Source organism: Pseudoalteromonas holothuriae (assembly GCF_945859825.1).
Lineage (GTDB): Bacteria > Pseudomonadota > Gammaproteobacteria > Enterobacterales > Alteromonadaceae > Pseudoalteromonas > Pseudoalteromonas holothuriae.
Map to the genome: position 1 here is coordinate 32,336 of NZ_CAMAPC010000024.1, position 26,195 is coordinate 58,530.

A 26,195-nucleotide genomic window follows, 5' to 3' on the forward strand; every position below is an offset into this window, starting at 1 on the left:
TTTTCATTTAAATTGTTGGGTGAAATTTAAGCATAAAAAAAGCCCACAAGGGGCTTTTTAGTGTCATATCTACCGTCACCGATATGAGCAATGTAGCAAGTAAAATAGTGAGTAAGTTAATGTGTTTGTATCAAGGGGCGTTGTTACAAACAGACTTAACCTTTGGCTGTTTACGTGCGCCACACGTGTGTTTCAGGGTCGAGAAACAATATGAATTACTAACAAAGAGAGCTGTTAATCTCGCCTTGTTGAGATTGATTATCAGTTAGATTTGTAAAGGTGTCAACACTCAAATGAGATTTATTTTCATTTGAGCTGTGACTGGCTTAGCTTGGAATGAATAGCTACTGGAGTAAGAAACCAAAACGGTCATGTTAATATTATTATTCCACTCAATGCTTTTAATCTTGAATTTGCTGTGTTTTTGTTCAATGCTAACAGCGTGTTGTGCTAAAGAATAATAAGAAGGGATTTTATGCTAAGCATGTTGGGGCTTGTTGGTGCTCTTGGGCTGTTAATTGTGTTGACGCTACGGGGAATGAACCTATTTCTTTGTGCGCCATTATGCGCCTTGTTGGTTGCATTAAGTAGTAGTATCACTGTGTTTCCCTCTGGTTCTGAGGTGGACTTTATTAGCAGTTACATGAGCGGCTTTAGTGGCTTTATTCAGGCTTGGTTTTTTATGTTTTTGCTTGGTTCTTTATTTGGTAAATTTATGGAAGACACAGGCTCCGCTGATGCGATTGCGCATTATATTGTTGGCAAGCTGGGTATAAAATATGCGGTACTAGCGGTCGTTTTGGCTTGTGCATTACTCACCTATGGCGGGGTGAGTGTATTTATTGTGGCATTTTCCGTTTACCCCATGGCATTGAGTTTATTTAAAGATGCTAACTTGCCAAGACGTTTTATTCCTGCCACGTTAGCTTTTGGTTCGGTCACTTTTACTATGACTTCAGCCGGCTCTCCCGAAATCCAAAACTGGATACCGATTAAATATTTAGGTACATCCCCTTATGCGGCTTGGCAAGAAAGTTTGGTTGTGGCGGTATTTATGGCTTTATTCGGTTATTTTTTATTGATGAAGATGATTAAAAAAGCACAGCAAAATGGTGAGGTATTTGAAGTTCGTGCTGACGACCCTGAAGAATTTAAGCGACATCTGCCACACCCAGTTACAGGTCTAATTCCTTTACTTGTGGTGCTGGCGTTATCATTTACTTTGCACGAAACGCTACAGCAAAGCGCATTAATTGTGGCGTTACTGGGTGGGGTATTGAGTATTTTGGTTTGTAACTTTAAGCATTTTGTTAATTTGCAGCAGGCGATTAACTTGGGCACCACAGGTGCTTTAATCGCGATTGGTAATACGGCTGTAGTGGTTGGATTTGGTGCAGTGGCTAAAGTGACGCCTGCATTTCAAGAAGCGGTGGCTTTAATGACGCAGATCCCGGGTAATGAATTGCTAGGTGCGGCTATCGCAGTCAGTGTAATAGCAGGATTAACTGGGTCAGCTTCGGGTGGGCAAGCGATTGCTTTGCCACTTGTTGCGCCGCATTATATTGATTTAGGTGTCAATAATAGTGAATTGCATCGAGTGGTTGCAATAAGCTCAGGTGCAATAGATACTTTACCGCATAATGGCTATGTAGTGACGACAGTACGAGCGATTTGTAAAGAAACTCATCAGGCGGCGTATTGGCCGCTCGCGATGTTGACTATTGTGGTGCCACTTTTAGGGTTGGGGCTGATATTAGGCTTGTTTATTCTATTTTAGAGGATATGTGAGTAGTCACTAAGGCACTTTTATTTAGTAATAGTGCCTTATTACAAGTGATTCTAATTTTATTAAATCATTTATCTGTTGCAATATTTGGTCATTTATTTAATGCAACTGGTATTCTTGGTTCTTTTTCAGTTGCGGAGCCATTTCGCTCGTATTTTAATGTGTATTGATGACAAAAAGCACTTTTTCACAAATTGACTGCATTTTAAGCGATATGAAGGATGATGTTCGTTATAAGAGGTGATATACTCCCGCCGAATAATTTTCCTACTTTATAGAGCAAAACAATGGCAGATTTATCGAAGTACAGAAACATTGGTATTTTCGCGCACGTTGATGCGGGTAAAACTACCACCACTGAGCGTATCCTAAAACTTACTGGTAAAATTCACAAAACTGGTGAAGTACACGACGGTGAGTCTACAACTGACTTCATGGACCAAGAAGCTGAGCGTGGTATTACTATCCAGTCAGCAGCTGTAACGTGTGAGTGGAAAGAACACCGCTTTAACGTTATCGACACTCCAGGACACGTTGACTTTACAGTTGAAGTATACCGTTCACTAAAAGTACTTGACGGTGGTATTGGTGTATTCTGTGGTTCTGGTGGTGTTGAGCCTCAATCAGAAACTAACTGGCGCTATGCGAATGAGTCAGAAGTTGCACGTGTTATTTTCGTAAACAAGCTAGACCGTATGGGTGCTGATTTCTATCGCGTAGTAGCTCAAGTTAAAAACGTACTTGCAGCTAACCCATTGGTAATGACGTTACCAATCGGTATCGAAGATGATTTCGTTGGTGTTGTAGACGTATTAACTAAAAAAGCATACGTTTGGGATAACACTGGTCTTCCAGAAAACTACGAAATCACAGACGTGCCTGCTGATATGGTAGACAAAGTTGAAGAGTACCATGAGCTACTCATCGAGTCAGCGGTAGAGCAAGACGATGACTTAATGGAAGCGTACATGGAAGGTGAAGTACCTTCTTTAGAAGATATCAAGCGTTGTATCCGTAAAGGTACACGTGATCTTGCATTCTTCCCAACTTACTGTGGTTCTGCGTTCAAAAACAAAGGTGTTCAATTAGTACTTGACGCTGTTGTAGATTACTTACCTGCGCCAACAGAAGTTGACCCTCAGCCATTAACAGACAAAGACACGGGTGAACCTACTGGTGAAGTTGCAACTGTTTCTGCTGATGAGCCTCTAAAAGCGCTAGCGTTCAAAATCATGGACGACCGTTTCGGCGCCCTTACATTCATCCGTATCTACTCTGGTCGTATGAAAAAAGGTGATACCATTCTTAACTCTGCAACAGGTAAAACTGAGCGTATTGGCCGTATGGTTGAGATGCAAGCAGATGAGCGTAACGAACTTACTGAAGCACAAGCGGGTGATATCATCGCAGTAGTAGGTATGAAGAACGTTCAAACAGGTCATACTTTATGTGATCCTAAGCATGAGTGTACACTTGAAGCGATGATCTTCCCTGAACCAGTAATCTCAATCGCGGTACAGCCTAAAGATAAAGGCGGTAACGAGAAAATGGGTATCGCTATCGGTAAAATGGTTGCAGAAGATCCATCTTTCCAAGTTGAGACTGACGAAGATTCAGGTGAAACTATCCTTAAAGGAATGGGTGAATTACACCTAGACATTAAGGTAGATATCCTTAAGCGTACTTACGGCGTAGACTTAATTGTTGGTCAACCTCAGGTTGCATACCGTGAAACTATCACTCAAGAAATTGAAGATAGCTACACGCACAAGAAGCAATCAGGTGGTTCTGGTCAGTTTGGTAAGATTGACTACCGTATTAAGCCTGGTGAGCAAAATTCTGGTTTCACGTTCTCTTCATCAGTTGTTGGTGGTAACGTACCTAAAGAATTCTGGCCTGCAGTTGAGAAAGGCTTCAAGTCAATGATGAACGAAGGTGTTCTAGCTGGCTTCCCAGTTTTAGACGTTGAAGTTGAGTTATTCGACGGTGGCTTCCACGCAGTTGACTCATCAGCAATCGCATTCGAAATCGCGGCTAAAGGCGCTTTCCGTCAATCTATCCCTAAAGCAGGTGCACAGCTTCTTGAGCCAATCATGAAAGTAGATGTGTTCACGCCAGAGGATAACGTTGGTGATGTAATCGGTGACCTTAACCGTCGTCGTGGTATGATCAAAGACCAAGAAGCAGGCCTAACAGGCGTTCGCATCAAAGGTGACGTGCCTCTTTCTGAGATGTTTGGTTATATCGGTCACTTACGTACAATTACTTCAGGTCGTGGTCAGTTCTCTATGGAGTTCTCACACTACGCACCATGTCCGCAAAATGTTGCTGAGACAGTAATTGCTGCAGAAAAAGAGAAAAAAGCAGCTAAATAAATTTAGTTAGTTTTTAAACTCGAAAAAACCGCTTGTAAATCAAGCGGTTTTTTTATGCCTAATAAAAAAGTGCTGCTATGTAAGAGGGTGTAATTGATTTAGGTACTAACTGTGCTATCATTGCGTTCTGATTAATAAAATATTTTCATCATTTGGTATGAGAATATGGAGGTATATAGTGAGAACCGTTGATTTATCAGTAAACTGGTTACTATATGGGTTGTACCTTTTGGGCAGCTTTGGCTTATTTGGTTTTGCTTCCATGCTAGACTCTGGCACTGTGACCATTTCAGTTATGTGTTACGCGTTAATCGGAGCTAGCATTTTTTCATTGTTATTGGCTTTACTTGATAAGCGCTTTGTACATATTGATAGGGCGGGTATTAGCTATTCACTAGGGCTGAGTACGCATTATATTGTGACCGAAGATATTGAACAGATCCAACGTAAGCGATTTTTTATATTGACTGTGTTACTCGTTAAGAAACAATCTGGTGAAGTAAAGTCATTCTACAGTTGGAGTTTGAGCGAGGCCGGTTTTACTAAGGCTGAGCAGCTTTTAGCAAGCAAATAGCAAATGCGCCATAACGGCGCATTTTTTGATTCAATCTCTACTTTTCGTTAAGCCAAATTGCAGCCTGCTTTGCAAAGTAGGTTAAAATGCCATCGGCACCAGCACGTTTAAATGCTAATAGTGATTCCATAATGCAGGGCTTTTCAGCAAGCCAGCCATTGTCTATCGCTGCTCGATGCATAGCATACTCACCGCTGACTTGATAAGCAAAAGTAGGCACTTGGAATTCGTCTTTGACGCGGCGCACAATATCAAGATATGGCATACCTGGTTTTACCATCACCATATCAGCACCTTCTTGTAAATCTAATGCAACTTCTCGCAATGCTTCATCAGAGTTTGCAGGGTCCATTTGATAGGTTTTTTTATCCGCCCCTTTTAAATTACTAGCTGAGCCAACTGCATCGCGAAATGGTCCGTAGTAGCTAGATGCATACTTGGCGGAATAAGCCATGATGCGAGTGTGGATATGCCCCTGTGCTTCCAATGCTTCACGTATTGCGCCAATGCGACCATCCATCATATCTGAAGGGGCTACGATATCGGCTCCAGCGTCAGCATGAGAGAGAGCCTGCTTGATTAGCACTTCAGTTGTGACGTCGTTTATTACGTAGCCGTCATCGTCAATTATGCCATCTTGGCCATGAACTGTGAACGGGTCCAGTGCAACATCAGTGATCACACCAAGTTGTGGGTAGGTTGTTTTTAACGCCTTCACAGTGCGCTGTGCAAGCCCTTCTGGATTATATGCCTCTTCTGCATTGAGCGACTTTTTATCTGTAGGAGTAACAGGGAATATTGCAATAGCAGGCACACCCAAGGCAACGAGATCTGCAGCTTCCTCTAGTAATAAATCGATAGATAGGCGCTCAATGCCAGGCATTGATTCAATGGCTTCACGTCGGTTTTTACCCTCTAATACAAAGACAGGAAAGATGAGATCGTTAACCGTTAACTGATTCTCGCTCATTAAACGTCTTGAAAAGTCATTACGACGCATGCGACGCATCCGCGTGTATGGAAATAAATCTAATCCTGATTGAGCCACAGTAATCTCCTAAAGTTATTGGTAGGCAATGACGCGATTTCGTCCTTGCTGTTTGGCCTGATAGAGTGCTTTATCAGCAAAATCGGTAAAAAGAGTGGGGTTTTTACTATCGTTAGCAATAGCGCTGTATACGCCGGCACTGAGTGTCATATTGAGTTGTTGTCCATCAAAGTCGACATGTGTATTTTGTAAGCTTTGGCGGATAAGTTCAGCAATTTCTAAGGCACCGTCTAGCTGCGTATTGGGCAAAAGGAGTACAAACTCCTCTCCTCCATACCTGAACACATCGTCCGAAGGTCGTTTTAGATGTTTTTCAATGACTCTGGCAACCGCACAAATGGCATGATCGCCTACGACATGGCCATAGTTATCATTGATTTTTTTGAAGTGGTCAATGTCTAGCATCACTACGCTAAGCATAGTTTGCTCTCTGCGTGAGCGCCTTACCTCCATCATGATACGCTTGTCAAAGTAACGACGATTTTTTACTTTGGTTAGTGCATCTTCCATATTGAGCTTTTCTAACTCACGATTCTTATCTTGTAGTTCCCTGAGTGTGACTTCAAGCTCAAAGGTACGTTCATCAATACTGTTTTCGAGTTTTTCCTGTGCTTGTGTTTGCAGGTGTAAGCGTTCTTTTAACAGCGCATCTTCAGCACGAGTTTGCGCAAGGCGTGCTTGCTGCTGTTTTATTTTACTATCACGCTGCTGAATATATTGTCGTGCTAATGTGTAGCTTAAAATCATGCTGATCATTAAATAGCAAACATAGGTGAGGGGTCTATCTAACACGGCGCTTGATAGTAGACCAAATTCAAAAGCACTTTGATAGCTTAGGACCAATACGAGCAAGGAAAACATCAGCAAGTAAGCTTTGTAAAATGATTGCGCGCGTTTATATGCAATTATGGCTAAATAGACATAAGTTAAGGCCAACGTGAAGCAATATCCAAAAGCAATATACAGAGCAATATGATGTGAGAACAGAGGTATCATAGTCGCACAAATGAGGCCTGCTTTGAGCATTAAAGTTAAAATATGCTGCGTTTTGAGCGCATTTTTAGGCACTAATGTGATTTTTAATATTGGAACAAATAACCAAGTTGAAAGCACCATAAATAGGGCTTGGCCATATTGTTGAAGCCATAACCAATTACTGTAGAGATAGCGATGACTAAACCCATATAAATGTACGTTCAATAACCAAATTGCTGCAATAGTTAAACCGCCAAAGAAAAAGTAATTTTTGCGTGTAAATGAATATAGCGTGATATTAGTAAGCATCATCGCGACAATGAAGCCCGCAAGCATACCGTAGAGAAGGTTAAATTTACTGGTATACTTTAAATATTCAATAGGGTGCCACAAACTTAAGGGCAGGTAGGCTTGCCTGTTATTCTCTACATGCAAGTAAATCACACTATTACCATAAGGTGATAATTTAAGTGGGACAAGTTGCACCTGATGTGAAATTGGTGGTTGCACACTATTTTGGTAGTCATTTGCATATGCTACTAAAATTGAGCGATTATGCTCTGGTACAAAAGCAGTTACCTTATTAAGTTGATTATTGTTCACGCTTAATAATAATGGTAAATCTTGTTTTGACAGGTTGCTTAAAGGGACTCGAAGCCATGTGCTTGTCATTTTTTTATTAAGCGGTAAAAAGCCACTCTTAACGGGTTTCCAGCTGGGGTTGCTAGTGTGAAGCTGCTCCAATGTTTGACTATTATTTTGCGTATAAGCAAATGGCAGTGAGGCCTGTTTTTTGAAGCCTTCAGGGATCTCAAATGCTTGGGCTGATACGCTTATAAAAAATAGGCACAATAAAAAGCAGAGTAAACGCATTATTGAGTGCCTCGCCTCGTTATAAATAACCGTTGAAAATTAGCATGACTAATTTTCGCGACATGTTCACAGCTTTGTCCTCTGAGTCTAGCCACTTCGCGAACGATGGCCTCAACAAAAGCGGGCTCATTACGGCGTGACTTTGGCTTGGGCTTTAAAGTTCGGGGCAATAAATAGGGGGCGTCTGTTTCAATTAATAACCTATCATCGGGGATTAATGGAACCAGTTGTTGCAACTGTGCTCCTCTTCGTTCATCGCACACCCAACCTGTGATACCTATCATCAAGCCATAGTGTAGATAAAAATCGAGAGCGTGTTTATCACCCGTGAAGCAATGTAGCACGCCGTGTACCTTAACTTGCTCTAACTGCGCGCGCATAGCATCAAACGCATCTCGTTCATGCAAATACACTGGCAAATTGTTTTGCTCTGCCAATTCAAGTTGCTGTGATAACACGCTGATTTGCTCAGAGCGAGGGGAGAAGTTGCGATTAAAGTCTAGCCCGCACTCACCAACAGCGACCACTTCAGGGTGTAAAAATAAGGTTTTGAGTTGTGCAATATAGTCAGCCTGGGTACTTTTTGCATCATGTGGATGAATGCCTGAGGTACAAACAAAGCCGTAATGGCGAGCGAGCTGCAGGCAGTGCATTGAGTCTTGCGTATTTGTACCGATGAGTAGCATATTATCTACACCAGCTTGTTTTGCTCGCATAACAATATCGTCGCGAGCGTCATCGAATTGTGAACTCGTGAGGTTTACGCCAGCATCGATATAGCGCGTTGTCATTAGTCCACTCGCTTGACTCTAATACTACGGTTTGAGCCAACCTTTTTCATAAGGAAGGAGTCTAAAGTGCCTCGCTCTATTTCAATTTTGTCACCCTTTTTGGCATAGAAAGAGTTTGTTCCAAGTTGTTTCCATGATTGGCCAATGTCTAGTTTAAACAAGCGCGAGCCAGTAGGTGATTTCTTCACTTCGATGATAGTGGCACTTATCTGTTGAGCTTCAGAGAAGTCGGTTTTCTCTTTTAGTAGTTTTTTGGACATACCAAATTTTTGCTCATTTGACAGGGTTTGCTTTAGTGTCGTTTTTTTTGAGGTATGGCTTGCAACGGTTTGTTCAATATCAATGGGTTGATTTGCCATTACTTTGTCAAAACACACTAGACGTTGAAAGTCTTTCTCAATCAACGTACAAGCAGATAGCGCTTGTTCATTGATTGGTTCAGCAAGTCCGTATGTACTTGCAAATAGAACGCCTAATAGTGCTAATTTTTTCATTTTTACGATTCCTGTTGTTCTGATTCTTTCGTATATAATTTAGCTAGCAACAACCCAAGCTCAAACAGTATCAACATAGGGATGGCTAAAAGTGTTTGTGAAAGCACATCGGGGGGGGTTAAAAACATGGCCACAACAAATGAGCCAACCACCATGTATGGGCGCTTTTCTTTCAAACTTTGCACTGATGTTGCGCCACTCCAGCATAACAGCATAATTGCAACGGGGATCTCAAATGCAACTCCAAAAGCAAAAAATAGTTTAAGCGTAAAACTTAGGTAGCTACTAATATCAGGCGATAAAGTCATCTCTTGCGGGCCCACGCTGGTAAAAAAGCCAAGTACGATGGGTAAAACAACAAAATAGCAAAATGCAATGCCTGCGTAAAACAATACAATACTTGAAAATAGCACAGGTATCAGCATTCGCTTTTCATGCTGATATAATCCTGGTGCGATAAAACTCCAGAGTTGATGTAATATCATAGGTATAGCAGCGAAAAGTGCGACAAAAAGTGTCAACTTAAAGGGAGCAAAAAAAGGAGCCGTTACATCTGTAGCAATCATTGTACTGCTTTCAGGTAAGCTTGCTATTAAAGGCGCTGCAACATAGCTGTAAATGTCATTCGCGAAATACACGAGTGCAATAAAAATCACCAACACGCTGAGGAGTGCTTTCATGACCCGATTACGCAGTTCAATTAAATGGCCGATAAAACCGCTTTGTTGGGCTTGTGACATAAGTTGCTCTTTACTTCTTAATTACGCTTTTATCAGTCTTTTTTGACGTCGGATGCATTTTTATAACTGTGCTTTACTGACTCAGCTGCTTTTTGTAACTCACTCACTGAGTGTTTAAGCTCATCAGGTAAGTCTTGCATATTTTGCTGTTCAGCTTTTTTTAAGTTGGTATGTAGTTCGTGAACACGTAGCTCTTCATTAACTTCAGCTTTGACTGAGTTAGCGACAGATTTGATAGTATTAACCCAGCGGCTCACTGTGCGTATTGCAACAGGCAAGCGCTCGGGACCCAATACGATTAGGCCAACAATCAGGACCACCACAAGCTCCCACATACCCATCAGTTATACCTTGTCTTTGTCTTTTTTTTCTTGCTCAGTCGCGCTTGTTTGTGCTTGTTGCTCGCTTAGCTGTGTTGTGGTTTTACCTTCATCAGACATTGCCTTTTTAAAGCCTTTGACAGCACCACCTAAATCGCCACCAATACCACGTAGCTTCTTTGTTCCAAATAACAAAACGATGATGGCTAACACGATTAAGAGCTGCCAAATACTGATCCCACCTAAACCCATGATGACTCCGTTTGCGATAAAAACTTAATAAGTTGTTGTGATTATACGCCCAGTGAGCAAAATATCACCCTATTTTGCGCCACGCACTAATAAATAGAATGGCGCTTACTGAGAGCGATAAACCCGATGCTAACCAATCTTGTGCCAAATAAGTGAGACTGGCACAAATGAGTGATGCACAGGCTAACATACCAAGTAATATAGGTTTGGTCTCTTTTTTAGGTGTGATATTCACCAATTGTTGATTACTACGTTTTAAGTTATGGTAGATAAGATCTGGAATTTCAGGCATTTTTTCTGCCCAAAAAGGCAGGTTTGCATACATTTGTTTAAGCAAAGACCAAGGCCCAATTTGCTCTTTCACCCACTGCTCTAAAAATGGCTTTGCTGTTTGCCAGAGATCTAACTGAGGGTATAGTTGACGACCCAGACCTTCTACATACAGTAGCGTTTTTTGCAGTAATACAAGCTGCGGCTGTACTTCCATGTTAAAACGCCTGGCGGTATTAAATAAGTTTACCAGTACATGACCGAAAGAAATTTCTGCCAGTGGCTTATTAAAAATAGGCTCACATACGGTACGAATGGCAAACTCAAACTCCTCGACACAGGTATCTGCAGGCACCCAACCAGAATCTACATGCAACTGAGCAACTTGGCGATAATCACGATTAAAAAAAGCAATAAAATTTTCAGCTAAATAGCGCTTATCTTCTTTATTTAAAGTGCCAACGATACCGCAATCGATACCAATGTATTGTGGGTTATGAGGTGTGTTGCGAGAAACAAAAATATTACCTGGATGCATGTCAGCATGAAAAAAACTATCCCTAAATACTTGAGTGAAAAACACCTCAACACCGCGTTCAGCAAGTAACTTCATATTGGTGCCTTGCTTGAGTAATGCTTCTGTGTCCGACACCGGTATCCCATAAATACGTTCCATTACTAGCACATTTTTACGTGAATGATCGCTATATACTTCAGGGATATAAAGTGACTCGGAGTCAGTAAAGTTACGCTTTAGCTGAATGGCATTAGCGGCTTCTCGCATGAGGTCTAATTCATCGAGTAAGGTTTTTTTATATTCTTTGACTACTTCAACAGGCCTTAAGCGGCGGCTAGGCTTAAAAAGCTTGACCAGCAATCGAGCAAATTGTGTCATAAGCGCTAAGTCTGCCGTTATTTGTTGTTCAATATCTGGGCGAATAACCTTAATTACCACATCTTTTTCACTGCCATTATGCACAAGTGTTGCAGTATGTACTTGTGCAATAGAGGCTGATGCTAATGGCACTTGATCAAATTCACTAAACAACTCGTTAATATCGTTAATTTGTAGTGCTTGTTCTATTAATGCTTGCGCTCGAACGCCATCAAATGGGGCGACTTTATCTTGCAGTACAGCCAACTCTTCAGCGACGTCTTGCGGTAGCAAGTCTCGACGAGTTGATAGCATTTGGCCAAATTTTATCCATACCGGGCCTAATGCTTGTAACGCTAATCTTAGCCTTACGCCAATCGGCTTATCGGCATGGTTGTTGCGGATCCAAAATAAGCTATTTCTAGCGGTGCGCGCAAACCAAGGTCGTTTTTGTTCAGGAATAAACTCATCAAGCCCAAAACTGAGCAAAGTGTGTGTGATTTGATATAAACGAGCGATGGCCAAACTGGATTCCTTAACGAGCGAGTAGTTGATTAATGCGTTGTTCTAGTTGCGCTGCATGTTGTTTAAGCTCACGGGTATGCGCTTTAAACTGTGTCATTTCGAGCGGATGGATGGTGACCTTAAGCTCATCCTGACATAGTTCTTGGGTTGTATTACTTAATATGCTATCTGCTTTTTTGGTACGTGTGATCACATGTTTAATTTGCTGTACTAGCTGTTGTGCGCCTGCATCACCAAGATACTCAGATAGATGTTCAGCCCAATCAATGTCTAGGTTAGAAAAACTTTGGCTATATGTTTGCGCCAGATGTAAATCACCTTCTAGGTCCAGCTTTTCTTGACGAATAAGTCGGGTTAATTGACTCGGTTCTTTAAGCTCAGATAAAGTAGCTATGCTGGCGCTAATATGACAATCACTTTGCTCTTGGAAATTGTTAAACAGCATAAAACTTTGGCCTGTGTACGTGAGTGCAAAAGTTTGCTGCCAATCCCTAATTTCAATGGCTAAAACTTTATGCTGTACCTTTTTTAGTGGTGCTGCAAAATGAGGGTCTAAATTAAGAGCTCCATTAAGAACACGCTCAGCAGCTGCTACAAGCAGAGTTTTGATCATGCCATCCCCTAGTATTTAAAACCGCGATGAAGTGCGACAATACCACCGGTCATATTTTGGTAATTAGCTTGTTCAAAACCAGCGTTTTCCATCATGTCTTTTAACGTCTCTTGATCTGGGTGCATACGAATAGACTCAGCCAAATAACGATACGACTCGCTATCGTTAGCCACTAATTTACCCATCGAAGGGAGTAAGTTAAAAGAGTAAAAGTCGTAAATTTTAGAGAGTGCTTCACTGTCGGTTTTAGAAAACTCCAATATTAAAAGACGACCACCAGGCTTCAGAATACGATACATAGATTTTAGCGCCGCATCTTTGTCTGTTACATTACGTAAACCAAACGCAATTGTGATCACATCAATACTATTGTCTGGAAATGGGAGTGCTTCAGCGTTCATTTGTACGTATTCAATATTATTAACTAAGCCTAAATCACGCAGTTTATCTCGGCCTACTTTAAGCATGGAGTCGTTGATATCACCTAAAATTACTTGACCGGTATCGCCAACAAGCTGGCTGAATTTGGCGGTTAGATCCCCAGTACCACCGGCTAAGTCAAGCACGCGGTGCCCTTTTCGCACGCCTGAACATGCAATAGCTTGACGTTTCCATAAACGGTGAATGCCAAATGACATTAGATCATTCATAATATCGTACTTAGCGGCTACGGAATGAAATACATCAGCCACCATCGAGGCTTTTTCATCTCGGGCTACTGTTTTATAACCAAAATCAGTGGTGTTTTGTTGCGACTCTTTCATGGTGCTTCTCTGCTTAGGTGGTTACGCTAAATTGTGCTCTAGTGTACTTGATTGCGTCACTTAGGTGCAATTTATCGCTGCAGAATTTATCAGATAGCTGGCTTGTACGCTTTATGAAACGCTAAAGCTGCTTTGATCAGACAAGTATGCTTTATGAGCTGCTAAATGTGCTTTGTATGCTAGCTCATCGAAATTTTGTTCCTGATGTCTTTTTGCAATACCTAATGATAGTTGAATACGAGGTAATTCAATATCGCTTTTAGAGCTAACAAATTTAATTTTTTCGACGCCTTTGCGAATTTTTTCGGCGATTACATTGGCCGTTGTCGGCTCTATATCAGCTAACAAAACGGTAAATTCTTGTGCTCGGGTACGCCCAGGTAAACCACTTTCGAATACATATGACTGTACTTTCTTGGCTACTCTATTGAGGATAACTTCGCCAATAACATCACCATATTGTTGAGTAAAATCATGTAAATTTGTGATATGAATCGCAATTGCGCAAATAGATTTATCTTTGGCTAACCATGCCTGTGTTTGCTGGTTTAAAAAGTGTCGTTTATAAAGGCCCGTTTGTGGGTCAATGATATGTTGCTTACGTAGATACTGTAGTTGCTGTTGTGATTTGATGTGCATCATGCGCGCTTTTTTAAGTTGCGCTTTGAATACTTGATGCTGTTTTAATATTGTATCCGTAGATTGGCTAAGTTGAGTTATGGCTCTTTTGCTTTTTGCGATATTATTTTCATCTAAGTCTTGCGCACAGGTGGTGATTTTTTGTGCGAAATTAGCGATGTGTTTTTGTGATTCGTTGGACGTTTTAGAAAGACTCGCCAGAACATCGTCAACGTTACTGAGAAGTTCAGTTTCGGTTTTGTGCCCTTTATTTAGATACTCGAAATAAAGGTGTTCAATAAATATGCTATCTACTTTTTGTTTATCGTTAATGGCATTGTCTAAAGCTTCGTTCAGCGCAGTATCGCATTTACTGATATAGGTATATGTTACATGATAGTTCATAGGCGTTGGCGGCAAATGGTGTTGCTCTAGAAACAAGCAAACTTGAGTCATTTTTTCTTGTGCATTAGCCATGGAGTCATGGAACATCATTTTGTTTACCGCAGTAATGGAGCTTTCTAGAAATTTAGTGGCCTACCTTATTTTATGGGCTAGGTCTCACTACTATAATATTTATCAGCACACTGAGTGCAATCTGTATTTAAAAGCAAAACGCGCCAATTTGAAATAGAAAAGTTAAATTTATGCGACTGTTCGCTTTTTTTATCATCAATTTGTCGTAGTTTGCCTACTATTTTGGCATATTGCAATTTGTGGGATTGAACTCTTTTATTTGCAGTAAGGGTGTTTGCTCGGCTAGAGTCATGAAAAACCCCGACGTCTAGGAATAAAAAAGTGGTTAAAAATTTTGCTCTATCGCTCAGTGCGGTTCTTCTGAGTGCGTTATTATCAGGTTGTCAAACAACGCCAAAATCTAGTGATGATGAATTTGCTCAGTTAGAGCAACAAATTGCAGGGTTCAGACAGCAAGTTCAGCCATATAAAAATCGCGCAGAACATATGGCTTATTACCTGCCGAATTTAAGTGCAACCGCTTTGGCAGAGCAACAACAACAAAGAGTACAACTGCTTTTGGGTTTAGATAATATAGATACCCAAACGCTAAGCGAAGAAAACCAAATTAATTACACGATACTACGCGCTCAAATCCAAAATAAAGTGGATGAATATCGTTTTAAAAAGCATTTAGTACCTTTAACTTCTGAGGGCGGGTTTCACTCTGAAATCACACAAATCATTGGCTATAGCGATTTTAGTAAAGCCACTGGGTTTGAAGTATATTTAAAACGACTCAATGAAATCCCTCGTTTTTTTGAACAAAATATACATTGGATGCGCGAGGGCATGAAAGCAGGTTATACGCAGCCTAAAGTTGTACTAAAAGGCTACGAAGCATCTATTGAGGGCTTTATTCATCAAGATGTTACTCAGTCCGTTTTTTATGCACCATTTAAACTAAACACAGCAAAACTACCAGCCAATGAGCTTGCTGCTCTGCAGGTGCAAGCTCAGTCAATTTTAACGACTAAAGTGATGCCTGCATATCAAGATTATTTAACGTTTTTTATTGAGCAATATAGACCTGCGGCACGCACCAGTATTGCATTGAAAGATACGCCAAATGGTCAAGCTTATTACGAAAACAGAGCACAATATTATACGACGACAAATATGTCAGCAAAACAAGTTCATGAACTGGGCTTAAAAGAAGTTGCCCGCATACGTAAAGAAATGGAGTCTGTTATTACCGAAGTTGGGTTTGAAGGCACATTTGCTGAATTTGTTCATTTTTTGAGAACGGACCCTCAATTTTATGCCAAAACGCCACAGCAACTCCTTAAAGAGGCAGCCTATATTTCCAAACAGATGGATGCACAGTTGCCAAAGCTATTTCATACTTTACCGCGCAGACCCTATGGCGTTATTCCTGTTCCGCAAAGCATAGCCCCAAAGTACACTACGGGTCGCTATCAAGGCGCGAGCAATGACTTGGAAGCAGGCTATTACTTGGTAAATACTTATGCTTTGGATAAACGGCCATTGTATGTACTCGAAGCACTTACCTTACATGAGGCGGTGCCAGGTCATCATTTACAAATAGCCTTGAATGAAGAAATGGATTACTTACCTGATTACCGACGCAATGAATATATCTCAGCTTTTGGAGAAGGGTGGGGATTATATTCAGAGTATTTAGGGCTTGAGGCCGGGTTTTATCAAGACCCCTATAGTAATTTTGGTCGTTTGACGTATGAAATGTGGCGTGCAGTACGATTAGTTGTGGATACTGGAATGCATATGTTTGGCTGGAGTCGTGAGCAAGCGATGGATTTTATGAAAAACAATACGGCTTTATCGTTACATAATGTTAAAACAGAAACTGACCGTTATATATCTTGGCCTGCTCAGGCGCTATCGTACAAGATTGGCGAATTGACAATTAAACGGTTGCGTAAAGAGGCAGAGCAAAAGCTTGGGGCGCAGTTTGACTTAAGGGAGTTTCATCATCAGATCCTGCGTCATGGCTCTGTGCCATTGTTTATTCTTGAAGAGCAAATTAATCAGTACATAGACAATACTCTGGCCAGTGAATAGCAGTTTTATAATACTAGCAGAAGCACTGCCATATACTTTTGGCAGTGTCTTAACCTTTCTCTCAATGTAGATGCTCGTCAATTACTTTATAAATTTGCAACGTGTTGGTTACTAACCTATTGATTATATTTATTACACTGCATGTTAAACGGTAATGCAGCTCGTAAAATAGACTCTGGCGCTCGCCAGGAAGGTGACTGCCGTATGTTTGGGCACTGCTGTCTTCCTGCTTAGCCTCATAGTTGAGCCTATTTTGCCATTGTGCACTTGTTTGAGAATCTCATCACCTTAAACGGTGCATGTACAAAGGCCTAAACTTCACAAGCTGAACTTTATTTTGGTACACTTGCATAACAATTCAATCACAAAATTTCAAAAAGGGATTTTATGCGCCTACTCTTTACCTTGTTATTAACCTTTGGCTGCGTTACTAGCTATCACAGCAAGGCTACGGACAAACCACTCATTGCTTTAGCCGATTTTGCAAAAGATGTTGCTTATCAAAATGTAAAACTCTCTCCAAAGGGAGATTACATATCTTTTATTGCCAAACAAGATGATAAAAATGCACTTTTTATTCTTGATGCAAGTACTTTTAAGCTATCACATGCCGTTGCTTTTAAAGCAAACGGCCAAGTTGGCGACTATGAATGGGTCAACGATGAGCGTGTGGTGATGGAAAAGCAATACTTACGTGGTTGGTCTAGCCAACCTCGTTATAAAGGTGAACTATTTGGGGTGAATGCTAATGGTTCAAAATCTAAGTATTTGGTTGGCTTTAAAGGTGAGCGACAAGTGGGCTCAAACCTTAGAAAAGCCACACCGTTAGAAGGCATCTCTTATATTCTAGACCCGCTTCATGATGACCCTAAACATATGTTGATATATCACATTCCGTGGACGGGAACGAATGAGCCAACCACTAAAGTATATAGAGTTAATGTGGAAAATGGCAAGCGTACTTTGCGCGCCAGATCGCCGGAAAATATGGCCAGATTTTTAACCGATCATCAAGGTAACGTGCGTGGGGCTTCTGCCTCAAAAGATGGCATTAGTACTCAAATCTATATTCGAGATGAAGATGGCACGACATGGAAAATGTTAAAGCTGGATGGGGCTTTTCGTACGATCGAGCTACTTACTTTCGATAAAAGTGGTGAACAAGTTTATATTCAAGCCTCTCAAAAAGGAGAGCCTGAGGGAATATTTAAGCTTGAACTGAGTAGTGGTAAGGCGACTAAAATCTATCAAGATGACACGGTTTCGCCGAAAGCATTATGGGTAAGTGAATATGACAAAGAGTTGTATGCAATAGAAGTCGACAATGGTTATCCGACTTATATATTCCCAGATGAGGGTTCAATCAAAGCCAAGCGTTTGAAAAACATCATACGAGTTCTGCAAGGCAATCAGGTGCATTTAGTATCCAACACTCAAGATGGTAAAAAGAGCATATTTTTTGCCTCTAGTGATATTAATGCGGGGCAATACTTTTTATATGATTCAAAAACCAGTCAACTACAGCAATTGTTTTCGGCAAGAGAATGGTTAAAACCAGATCTTATGTCGCAAACAAAGTCGATTACATTTCAATCACGAGATAAATTAACTATCCATGGCTATTTAACCTTACCTGTAGGCAGCAAAGATAAAGACTTGCCGCTGGTTGTTATGCCTCATGGCGGCCCACATTATACTCGAGATTGGTGGGAATTTAATCCTGAAGTGCAGATGTTAGCCAGCCGTGGGATTGCTGTTTTACAAGTTAACTTTAGGGGTTCTGGTGGCTATGGCGATAACTTTCAGGCGGCAGGCTACCAGCAGTGGGGTGGTAAAATACAGCACGATATTATTGATGGGGTAAAGTATGTGGTGTCACAAGGCTATGCCAGCAAAGATAATATCTGCATTATGGGTGCAAGTTTTGGGGGCTATTCAGCTTTGCAAAGTGCGATTGTAGCGCCTGATATGTTTAAATGTGCTATCGGTGTTGTGGGTATATATGACTTACCGTTGATGTTTGAAGAAGGTGACATTGCATTGCGTCAATCGGGCACGAATTACTTAACTCAAGTGTTAGGGAAAGACACAAGCAAGCTAAAGGCTTTCTCTCCAAGTTATAATACTATGAAGCTTAAAGCACCGGTACTGATTGTGCACGGTGGTGAAGATGACAGAGCACCTATAGAGCAAGCGGAGTCATTAATTAAAGCCTTAAAAGCAGCAAAGCATCCTCATGAATATATGTTATTAGATGATGAAGGGCATGGTTTTTATAAGCCAAAGCATCGAGCGCAATATTATGAGACTGTAATGGCCTTTTTAGAAGAGCATATGAAACTGTAAGCTATTCAGTAATAAGTTTTATGATTCATAGAGAGGTTTCAATTTAGCGGTTGAAACCTCTCTTTTATATTTACAAATACTGTGACGCTGTGGCAAATGAAGGGGGATGTTCGGATAATCCGCTCGTTTTTTCTCCGTTAACTAGGGGATAACGAGGTCCGTCAAGTAAAGGAGGGTTCATAGAGGTATACCGCTGGAACAGTATATTTTGACATAATCGCATGTACTTAAAGCAGATAATATTCACTATCTTTTTATTGATTTAGTATGTACTTTTGCATATTTACACTGATTAATATCAGTGCTATGAAAATATTGATCATTCTAGCGAGCTAAGTGACTCATATAGAGCAACGACATACCGAAATTTTTGCCTTGTTACTAAGTGATTTAGCCGTCGCAATATTTGGTCATTTATTTAATGTAATTGGTATGCTTTTAAAGCATCACCAAAGAGGAAAGGACTTTGAAAAGTAAATTACCAAACCTAAGCACCAGTATTTTTAGTCAAATGACTGGGTTGGCAAATCGCTATCAAGCCATTAATTTATCACAAGGTTTTCCTGAATTTGATGCGCCAGAGCTTCTTAAAAAGCAGTTAGCGCACTACAGCGAGCAAGGGTGCAATCAATATGCACCTTCATCAGGTGTTGCGGAGCTGCAAGCGCAAATTGCAGCATTGATTGAGCGTAAGTATGAGCATGTGGTTGACCCTGCAAGCTCTATTACTGTAACTAGCGGTGCAACAGAAGCGTTATTTGTTGCTATTCAAGCGATTACTCAAGTAGGTGATGAGGTGATTATTTTTGACCCCGCTTACGATAGCTATAAACCTGCAATAGAGCTGGCCGGTGGCAAAGCCGTGCATATTACTTTGCGCTCACCGAATTTTCGTATTGATTGGCAACAAGTTAATCTAGCTATTAATGAAAAAACACGCGCCATTATTATCAATACCCCTCATAATCCAACGGCGAAAATAATGACCGCACAGGATGTGGCGATGCTTAAAGCATTATTAGTAAAGCATGATCTTTTATTAATAAGTGATGAAGTCTATGAGCATATTACTTTTGATGGTCATATTCATTTTAGTGCTTTAAAAGATAAAGATATTTTTTCCCGCAGCTTCATTATCTCAAGTTTTGGCAAAACGTTTCACTGTACTGGTTGGAAGATGGGCTACTGTGTGGCACCGCACGACTTGGCTGAAGAATTTCGTAAAGTACATCAATATGTTACTTTTTCCAGTTTCACCCCAGCCCAATTAGCGCTGGCTGACATGCTTAAAGAGCAAAGTGCGCATCTAGATGAACTGGCTGACTTTTATCAACAAAAAAGAAATATATTGGTTAATGCTCTAAAAGGCAGTCGGTTTGAGGTTTTGACCAGCGAAGGGACTTATTTTTTACTGTTAGATTACTCAGCTATTTCAGATTTAAATGATATTGCCTTTTGTGAATATTTAGTCAAAGAGGTAGGGGTTGCAGCCATTCCATTAAGTGTATTTTATGACTCTCCCCCTGAGGATAGAATTATTCGCTTATGTTTTGCTAAGCACACAGAAACCTTAATTAATGCAGCACATAAGCTATGCGAACTATAAATAAGTACTAAAAAGTGTGTGCCCCCAGGCCTTAAAAGAACCGTGAGGGCATATAAAACCTAAGATGCATTAAACTGATGTACTAACAACGCTGCTTGGGATGATTTGGCCACATTGAAGTACCCAAGTAAATGACGCATCTGCTGTGACTGTTCGGCCATTTGCTTTGCTGCTGCCATCGTCTCTTCAGTAATGGCTGAGTTTTGTTGAATTAAATCAGTCAGGCGTTGCACTACTTGGTCTACCTCTTTAATCGCTTGTTGTTGCGTGGTTGTTGCTTGATTGATTTTAATTATAGTATCGCTTACCTCAGATATAGCCGCAACAATATGCTCTAGCTTTAGTCCCGCGCTATTTGCCATTTCAATACCTTGGCCAACTTTATCGTTACTGTTGGCAATAATATCTTTTATCTGTTTTGCTGATGCGGCGCTACGCCCTGCTAAGTCTCTAACTTCATTGGCGACAACGGCAAAGCCTTTACCATTTTCTCCTGCTCTTGCTGCCTCTACGGCTGCATTGAGTGCCAGTAGATTAGTTTGAAAAGCAAGACCGTCAATGACCGACACAATTTCGTTGATATTCTTACTGGCTTTGTCTACTTCATCGATTGCTGTCACGGTGTTGTTAGATAGTTCACCGCCTTCTTTGGCGGTTTCTTCAGCGTGGTGTGCGAGCTGAACGGCCGTACCAGATTGGGCAGAAACATGGGTTAAGGCTTCCAGCATTTGACTAGTACTAGCACTTGCTTGCTCTAAGTTGGACGCTTGTTCTTCCGTTCGCGCACTAATTTCAGTATTGCTATCAGCTATTTCACTGGCACTTTGCGACACATTACCTGCCGATAATTGGATACCCTCAATGACCTCAGTGAGCTTATTTATTGTCGTATTAACATCTTGTTTAAGCAGCGCAAAGACCCCATTATATTGCCCTTGTACAGAGTGTGTTAAATCGCCTTTAGCCAGTGCGCTTAGTACGAGTGTTACCTCACTAATGGCATCATTGATAATGGCGGTGGAGCCGTTCACATCATCTTTTAATTGTTGTAATTGCCCTTGCAAATCTGAGGTAATTTGCATGCTAAAGTCTCCTTGACACATAGCGCTCATTACATTTCCTAGCTCAGCAATGACCTGATTTAGGTTGTTTACTGAACGATTAATGTCTGTTTTAAGGCTATTTAGTTGCCCTTTCATTGGTGATTCAATGGTGCGGTCGAACCGACCATAACTAATTGCTGTCATCACGGAGGAAATTTCGCTTACGGCACTATCTAGTGATTCAATTGATATATTGATATCTTCTTTTAATGTACCGAGCTGGCCTTGTGCATCACAATCGACTGTATATTTAAAGTTCCCCTGACTTACAGCTGCCATTACATGACAGATTTCTTTGATGATACTGTCTAAATTAATAACGCTGAAGTTTATGTCTTCTTTGAGCTCTTCAAGCTGGCCTTGTAGGGGTAAATCAATACGTTGAGAAAAATCGCCACAGCGGATTGCGCGCATGACTTTACTTATATCATCCATGGCACCAGATAAGCTTGCTACTGAGTTGTTCACACTATTTTTTAATTGTGCAAGTTTGCCGCCAGCATCGATGTCAATTTGTTCTTTAAAGTTACCGTGCTCAACATTTTCCATAACGTGCACAATGGCATCCATGGTGTTATCTAAGCTACTTAATGAGTAATTAATATTATCTTTTAACTTGCCAAGGTCTCCAGACATAGAAGCGCGTAGTTGACTATTGAATTGCCCTTCTGACATATCTTTAATGACGACATTTATCTCACCTATTGCGGTATCTAAGGTACTCGTACAATGGTTTGTTGCTTGTTTTAATGTATTTAATTCACCTTTACACTCAACTTCGATTCTGTCAGAAAAGCACCCCTCAGCCATTTTGTTCATAACTCGATTGGTTGCATTAAGTGATACTTGTAGGGCGTCTAGCATAGAATTAAACGCATGTGCTGATTCGCCTATTTCGTCATGTGTTGTTTTTGGTGCACGTAACGAAAAGTCGCCTTCATTTTCAACTCGTCGCATAGTGCTTACTAAAGCATGTACTGGTTTTGTGAGCATTTTTGTAAACCATATAGCTGCCACAATGATCGCAATAATGCACACGGTTAAAACGATAGCCAGTATTTGGGTAAGTTGGTTGACGGCAGAAAAAGCTTCCGCAGCATCGATTTCAGACAACAGTGCCCAACGTACGCCTAAGACATCAACGGGAGTATATGAAGAAAGAACCCTTTGTCCGTTGTAATCCATAATTAGCTTTTGTCCTTTTTGCCCACTCATTGCTTGATGAAAAGCTTCGGTACTGATACGGCTTTTGTCGGGATATTTAAACGCATTCACAACAGAGCGTTTATCTGGGTCTAAATAAGAGTCTGAGCGCATTAACCCTTCAGGGCCAACTAAGTAAGTTTCGCCACTTTTTCCTAGTCCTTCACGTTCAGTCATGATGCTATTTAATGCATCTATTGATAGTTGAAAGACTATAGTTGCGCCTTTACTGCCCTCAATCGTTATTGGAGCCGCAATAAAACTAGCAGGCGTATTGTATGAAGGTAAATAAGGTTCATAGTCAACAAATGTGTATTGAGCGCTTCCTTTAAGTTGTTTAGCCTTCGTAAACACTTTTGCTAGGTTACTGTTTGCGAATGGACCTGAGACCAATGAGGTGGCAAAGTCGAGCTCTTTGTACACCGAATATGCAACAATACCAGTATCATTATCAATGATAAAAAGATCATACAAGTCGAATATCTCAACGAGTTCGGCAAAAAATAAATGATAGTTTTGGTGAGCCAGATCATAACTGTCTTGATGGTTGGTACTAAGCAGCTGTACTTTTTCACCTAATGGAAAAGCATTCTCAGAAATATATCGAGCTTGAAGTGTTAGGGCTTCTGGCGAAAGCTGTTCATACAGATTAACTGGCGGGGGGGTATTTGGGTTTCGTTGAATAAATTGTTCTTTAAATTGGCTTTGGTAAAATTCATTCAAACTATCAGGTATATATGTTGGTGTGTCTAAATTGGCAATTGCATAGATAAAAGACTGAGCGGCAGCGGCAGCATATGGGTTAACTGTTAGAGACTGTAGCTTGTCTTGTACACCTTGAAAATGTCGCACCACCGCATACTTTTTCACTTCGCTAACAGCTTTCAGCTGCGCATATGATTGTGCTTGTAATGCTGATGTCGCTTGGTATAGCGCAATACTGATAATAAATGTGATTGGGATTAATGCGACCAATAAAAATGCAATACTGAGTTTTTTGGTCAAATTAAGCGTAGTGATAGCGTTAAAAAATCTGCGCATAACGTATTCCTTGTTCTCAAAGTGTTGTTAAACGTAACTGGCATAAAACAACGGCTAGTATAAAAGTGTAGAACAATTCTTGTTTGCGTCTATAATTTCGGACGCTTTTATTAGCAAATAGGATGTATGACTGCTATTTAGAATAAAATCTCAGTTTGTATGTGGGAAACTGTGCACGGAGGGGATTAACCCCTCGGTTATTAACTGTTCATTGATCAACCGACTCTAGCCGAGCGAGCTTTTTCTTACAAAGCTTAAATATGTTTCTAAGCTTTGCTGCCAAAGTGTCATGGCTTGGGTAAGCTCGCCATCACTTGTTTTACCATCAAGCAAGCGGCGCTCAACTTTTTTTAGCGCTAAGCCATATCGATTAAATCCTAGTTGCATAGCAGTGCTGGCTTGTCGGTGTAACAGCTTAATGCACTGTTCGTTATTTGTTCCCTCTAATTGTTGAATATGAATCAGTTTGTTGCGTGCAGAGAGTACAAACTCGTTGTAAACAGAAGAAATCTCGTCTTCACTAAAGCCACTTTTTAGTGAATTAACCGCAGTATCATCATAAAGTGTGTCTGAAAGCTCAACACTGATAGTTGGCTTTTGCGCTCTTTGTGAGTCACTGAGGGCACGACGCAACTTTTCTTGCTTGATAGGTTTTCCTACAATATCCTTGATACCTAAAGTTAAGTATTCTTTTATTTCATCTGGACTCAAGCTTGCAGTGAATGCTAAAAATGGCGTGCGCTTATTTTTATGTTCCATAGTCTTGAGTTTACGCATGACTTCTTGGCCTGTTAAATCCGGCAAGTTCATGTCTAAAAGAACCACATCGAATTGGTATTGTTGTAACAGTGCAATGGCACTTTGACCGTCAGTTGCTAATTTTACTTTGTGTTCATCCGTTGCCATAAACTCAATGGCAATTTTTTGGTTTAGATCTAAATCTTCAACAAGTAACACGTTGAGGCCGATTAGGCATTCTGGATTATGATGGCGTTGCTCTACAAGGCTCAGTTCACCCAGAGCTAAAGTGACGGTGAAGCTAAATATACTGCCTTGACCAATGGCACTTTCGATTAGCAGTCGTGACCCTAAACGCTCTAATAAACGACTGGTTATGGCTAAACCAAGCCCGGTACCGCCTTTAATTTTGCCCGCACTACTTTGGACATACGGCTCGGTTAATTTATCAATATCTTCTTTGTCTATCCCGGGTCCTGAATCAATTACGCTAAAGCGAACTTGGTGGCTCATATTATTTTCATTCACAAGTTCAACACGAATTTTCACACTCCCCTTATCGGTAAACTTAATGGCATTACCGACTAAATTGATCACGATTTGGCGAAGTTTTTGTTGATCACAGTAATAACAGGCTTGCTCTGGCAGGTCATAGACTAATTCAAAGGACAGTTTTTTCTGTTCAGCCAATGGGCTTAGTAATAAACAGAGATTATTGAGCCAGCTTTTTAATTCGACGTCTTCTTCATACAGCGCTTCGTCGCTTTGATCTAAGCTGGCGTAATCGAGTACTTTATCTATGAGTAAGTTGAGGGACTCTGCAGAGTTGATGATGGCTTCACAGTAGGCTTTATTACGGTGATTTGTAGTTCGATTTAGTACCAGTTGTGCGCTGCCTAGAATACCATTGAGCGGTGTGCGAATTTCATGACTAATAGTCGATAAAAATAATCCTCTGATTTCTAAGTCTTTTTGAGCTTTTTCAGTCAGGCGGTTGAGGTTGAGCTCCCTCCGTTCATTACATAACAAAGCCATGCCAGTGGCGTAAAATATAGGGGCTAATACACCGTTAATAAACAATGTGGTTACAAACCAGTTGTCATCAAGTAGGTTAAATTGTGTAACATCACCCATTAAAAAAGTACGTGCAATGAATGCGCACATAACAAGGCACAAAATGATGGTGTAGACAATGGTGCCATTAGGATATAAAGGCCTGGCAAAACGTAGGAACAGATATAGCAAAAATATAGTTTCAGTAATGTGTTGCAAGTCTGAAACCAGTATACGATAGCGTAAATTACTCTCTATAGCCGTAAAGTATACTAAACCAATAAATAAAATAGCCGTAATACACAAAAATAGTTTCAGCTCCGCTCCTTTGTAACCAAAGAATTGAGAGAGTGCAAAACAGTGAATGATAGAGGCGGTAAAGAGTAATGCATTGGCGCAACCAATACTTTGCCACATGTCTAATTGGCTATGAAGAGCAAAACCAATGATGGCGGCAAACAGTATCAATGGGTAGAAAATATATAACAAGGTGCCTGGGGTGTCTTTATTGGTCCGCCAAGTTAAAAAGTTGAGTAACACCATCATCGCCATCATGGCAACGCTGGTGATGTAGAGCGTTTGTGGATCGAACATAGTCTTTATTATTGTTATGCAGGGCATTTAACAATAAGCATAGAGATTTGTGTTAGGTGA

19 protein-coding genes are annotated in these 26,195 nt (G+C 40.7%); 6 read left to right on the forward strand and 13 right to left on the reverse strand.

Annotated elements, in window-relative coordinates; all coding sequences use genetic code 11:
• Nucleotides 1-475: 475 nt before the first annotated feature.
• The 3 genes from OCI93_RS19245 to OCI93_RS19255 all read left to right on the forward strand — a co-directional run bounded on the left by OCI93_RS19245 (nucleotide 476) and on the right by OCI93_RS19255 (nucleotide 4,735).
• The gene (locus tag OCI93_RS19245) at nucleotides 476-1,777 is read left to right on the forward strand and encodes a GntP family permease (protein ID WP_261627080.1); all 1,302 of its coding nucleotides are present in this window, start codon (nucleotides 476-478) and stop codon (nucleotides 1,775-1,777) included.
• A gap of 296 nt (nucleotides 1,778-2,073) precedes the next feature.
• Nucleotides 2,074-4,161, forward strand: coding sequence for an elongation factor G (gene fusA / locus OCI93_RS19250; protein ID WP_261594731.1), 2,088 nt, complete (start codon nucleotides 2,074-2,076; stop codon nucleotides 4,159-4,161).
• 178 nt (nucleotides 4,162-4,339) lie between these two features.
• On the forward strand, nucleotides 4,340-4,735 hold the full coding sequence (locus tag OCI93_RS19255) for a hypothetical protein (RefSeq protein WP_261627081.1): 396 nt from the start codon (nucleotides 4,340-4,342) through the stop codon (nucleotides 4,733-4,735).
• A 37-nt stretch (nucleotides 4,736-4,772) separates the two neighbouring features.
• On the opposite strand, the gene hemB is transcribed toward OCI93_RS19255, so the two are convergent.
• From hemB to OCI93_RS19310, 11 genes are all read right to left on the reverse strand, one after another.
• The gene (gene hemB / locus OCI93_RS19260; protein ID WP_261594729.1) at nucleotides 4,773-5,783 is read right to left on the reverse strand and encodes a porphobilinogen synthase; all 1,011 of its coding nucleotides are present in this window, start codon (nucleotides 5,781-5,783) and stop codon (nucleotides 4,773-4,775) included.
• Nucleotides 5,784-5,798: 15 nt separating this feature from the next.
• On the reverse strand, nucleotides 5,799-7,631 hold the full coding sequence (locus tag OCI93_RS19265; protein ID WP_261627082.1) for a sensor domain-containing diguanylate cyclase: 1,833 nt from the start codon (nucleotides 7,629-7,631) through the stop codon (nucleotides 5,799-5,801).
• Nucleotides 7,631-8,422: a TatD family hydrolase gene (locus tag OCI93_RS19270; RefSeq protein ID WP_261627084.1), complete on the reverse strand. Its 792-nt coding sequence runs from the start codon at nucleotides 8,420-8,422 to the stop codon at nucleotides 7,631-7,633. Before OCI93_RS19270 ends, OCI93_RS19265 begins: the two co-directional genes overlap by 1 nt.
• Nucleotides 8,422-8,916 (reverse strand): hypothetical protein, encoded by a 495-nt coding sequence (locus OCI93_RS19275; protein ID WP_261594726.1) that lies wholly within the window; start codon nucleotides 8,914-8,916, stop codon nucleotides 8,422-8,424. The genes OCI93_RS19270 and OCI93_RS19275 overlap by 1 nt, the downstream gene beginning before the upstream one ends.
• A 2-nt stretch (nucleotides 8,917-8,918) precedes the next feature.
• Complete coding sequence (tatC, locus tag OCI93_RS19280) at nucleotides 8,919-9,656, reverse strand: twin-arginine translocase subunit TatC (protein WP_261594724.1); 738 nt, start codon at nucleotides 9,654-9,656, stop codon at nucleotides 8,919-8,921.
• Between the two features lie 32 nt (nucleotides 9,657-9,688).
• The gene (gene tatB, locus OCI93_RS19285; RefSeq protein WP_261594723.1) at nucleotides 9,689-9,997 is read right to left on the reverse strand and encodes a Sec-independent protein translocase protein TatB; all 309 of its coding nucleotides are present in this window, start codon (nucleotides 9,995-9,997) and stop codon (nucleotides 9,689-9,691) included.
• Nucleotides 9,998-10,000: 3 nt separating this feature from the next.
• The gene (gene tatA / locus OCI93_RS19290; RefSeq protein WP_261594722.1) at nucleotides 10,001-10,228 is read right to left on the reverse strand and encodes a Sec-independent protein translocase subunit TatA; all 228 of its coding nucleotides are present in this window, start codon (nucleotides 10,226-10,228) and stop codon (nucleotides 10,001-10,003) included.
• A 64-nt stretch (nucleotides 10,229-10,292) separates the two neighbouring features.
• On the reverse strand, nucleotides 10,293-11,897 hold the full coding sequence (ubiB, locus tag OCI93_RS19295) for a ubiquinone biosynthesis regulatory protein kinase UbiB (RefSeq protein WP_261594721.1): 1,605 nt from the start codon (nucleotides 11,895-11,897) through the stop codon (nucleotides 10,293-10,295).
• Between the two features lie 10 nt (nucleotides 11,898-11,907).
• Nucleotides 11,908-12,510: a ubiquinone biosynthesis accessory factor UbiJ gene (locus OCI93_RS19300; protein ID WP_261627085.1), complete on the reverse strand. Its 603-nt coding sequence runs from the start codon at nucleotides 12,508-12,510 to the stop codon at nucleotides 11,908-11,910.
• A gap of 8 nt (nucleotides 12,511-12,518) precedes the next feature.
• Nucleotides 12,519-13,274, reverse strand: a complete 756-nt coding sequence (gene ubiE / locus OCI93_RS19305) for a bifunctional demethylmenaquinone methyltransferase/2-methoxy-6-polyprenyl-1,4-benzoquinol methylase UbiE (protein ID WP_261594719.1) — start codon at nucleotides 13,272-13,274, stop codon at nucleotides 12,519-12,521.
• Between the two features lie 111 nt (nucleotides 13,275-13,385).
• Complete coding sequence (locus OCI93_RS19310; RefSeq protein ID WP_261594718.1) at nucleotides 13,386-14,387, reverse strand: GGDEF domain-containing protein; 1,002 nt, start codon at nucleotides 14,385-14,387, stop codon at nucleotides 13,386-13,388.
• A gap of 303 nt (nucleotides 14,388-14,690) precedes the next feature.
• On the opposite strand from OCI93_RS19310, the gene OCI93_RS19315 reads away from it, so the two are divergent.
• From OCI93_RS19315 to OCI93_RS19325, 3 genes are all read left to right on the forward strand, one after another.
• Nucleotides 14,691-16,451, forward strand: coding sequence for a DUF885 domain-containing protein (locus OCI93_RS19315; RefSeq protein WP_261627086.1), 1,761 nt, complete (start codon nucleotides 14,691-14,693; stop codon nucleotides 16,449-16,451).
• Nucleotides 16,452-16,838: 387 nt separating this feature from the next.
• Nucleotides 16,839-18,797 carry an alpha/beta hydrolase family protein gene (locus OCI93_RS19320; protein ID WP_261594716.1) on the forward strand — a complete coding sequence of 653 codons (1,959 nt, stop codon included), beginning with the start codon at nucleotides 16,839-16,841 and terminating at the stop codon, nucleotides 18,795-18,797.
• A 466-nt stretch (nucleotides 18,798-19,263) separates the two neighbouring features.
• The gene (locus OCI93_RS19325; protein WP_261594715.1) at nucleotides 19,264-20,403 is read left to right on the forward strand and encodes a methionine aminotransferase; all 1,140 of its coding nucleotides are present in this window, start codon (nucleotides 19,264-19,266) and stop codon (nucleotides 20,401-20,403) included.
• Between the two features lie 59 nt (nucleotides 20,404-20,462).
• Here OCI93_RS19325 and OCI93_RS19330 read toward each other — a convergent pair whose 3' ends face one another.
• Both OCI93_RS19330 and OCI93_RS19335 read right to left on the reverse strand, forming a co-directional pair.
• Nucleotides 20,463-23,750 carry a methyl-accepting chemotaxis protein gene (locus tag OCI93_RS19330; RefSeq protein ID WP_261627087.1) on the reverse strand — a complete coding sequence of 1,096 codons (3,288 nt, stop codon included), beginning with the start codon at nucleotides 23,748-23,750 and terminating at the stop codon, nucleotides 20,463-20,465.
• A gap of 225 nt (nucleotides 23,751-23,975) precedes the next feature.
• Nucleotides 23,976-26,135 (reverse strand): ATP-binding protein, encoded by a 2,160-nt coding sequence (locus OCI93_RS19335; protein ID WP_261594713.1) that lies wholly within the window; start codon nucleotides 26,133-26,135, stop codon nucleotides 23,976-23,978.
• Between the last annotated feature and the right edge of the window lie 60 nt (nucleotides 26,136-26,195).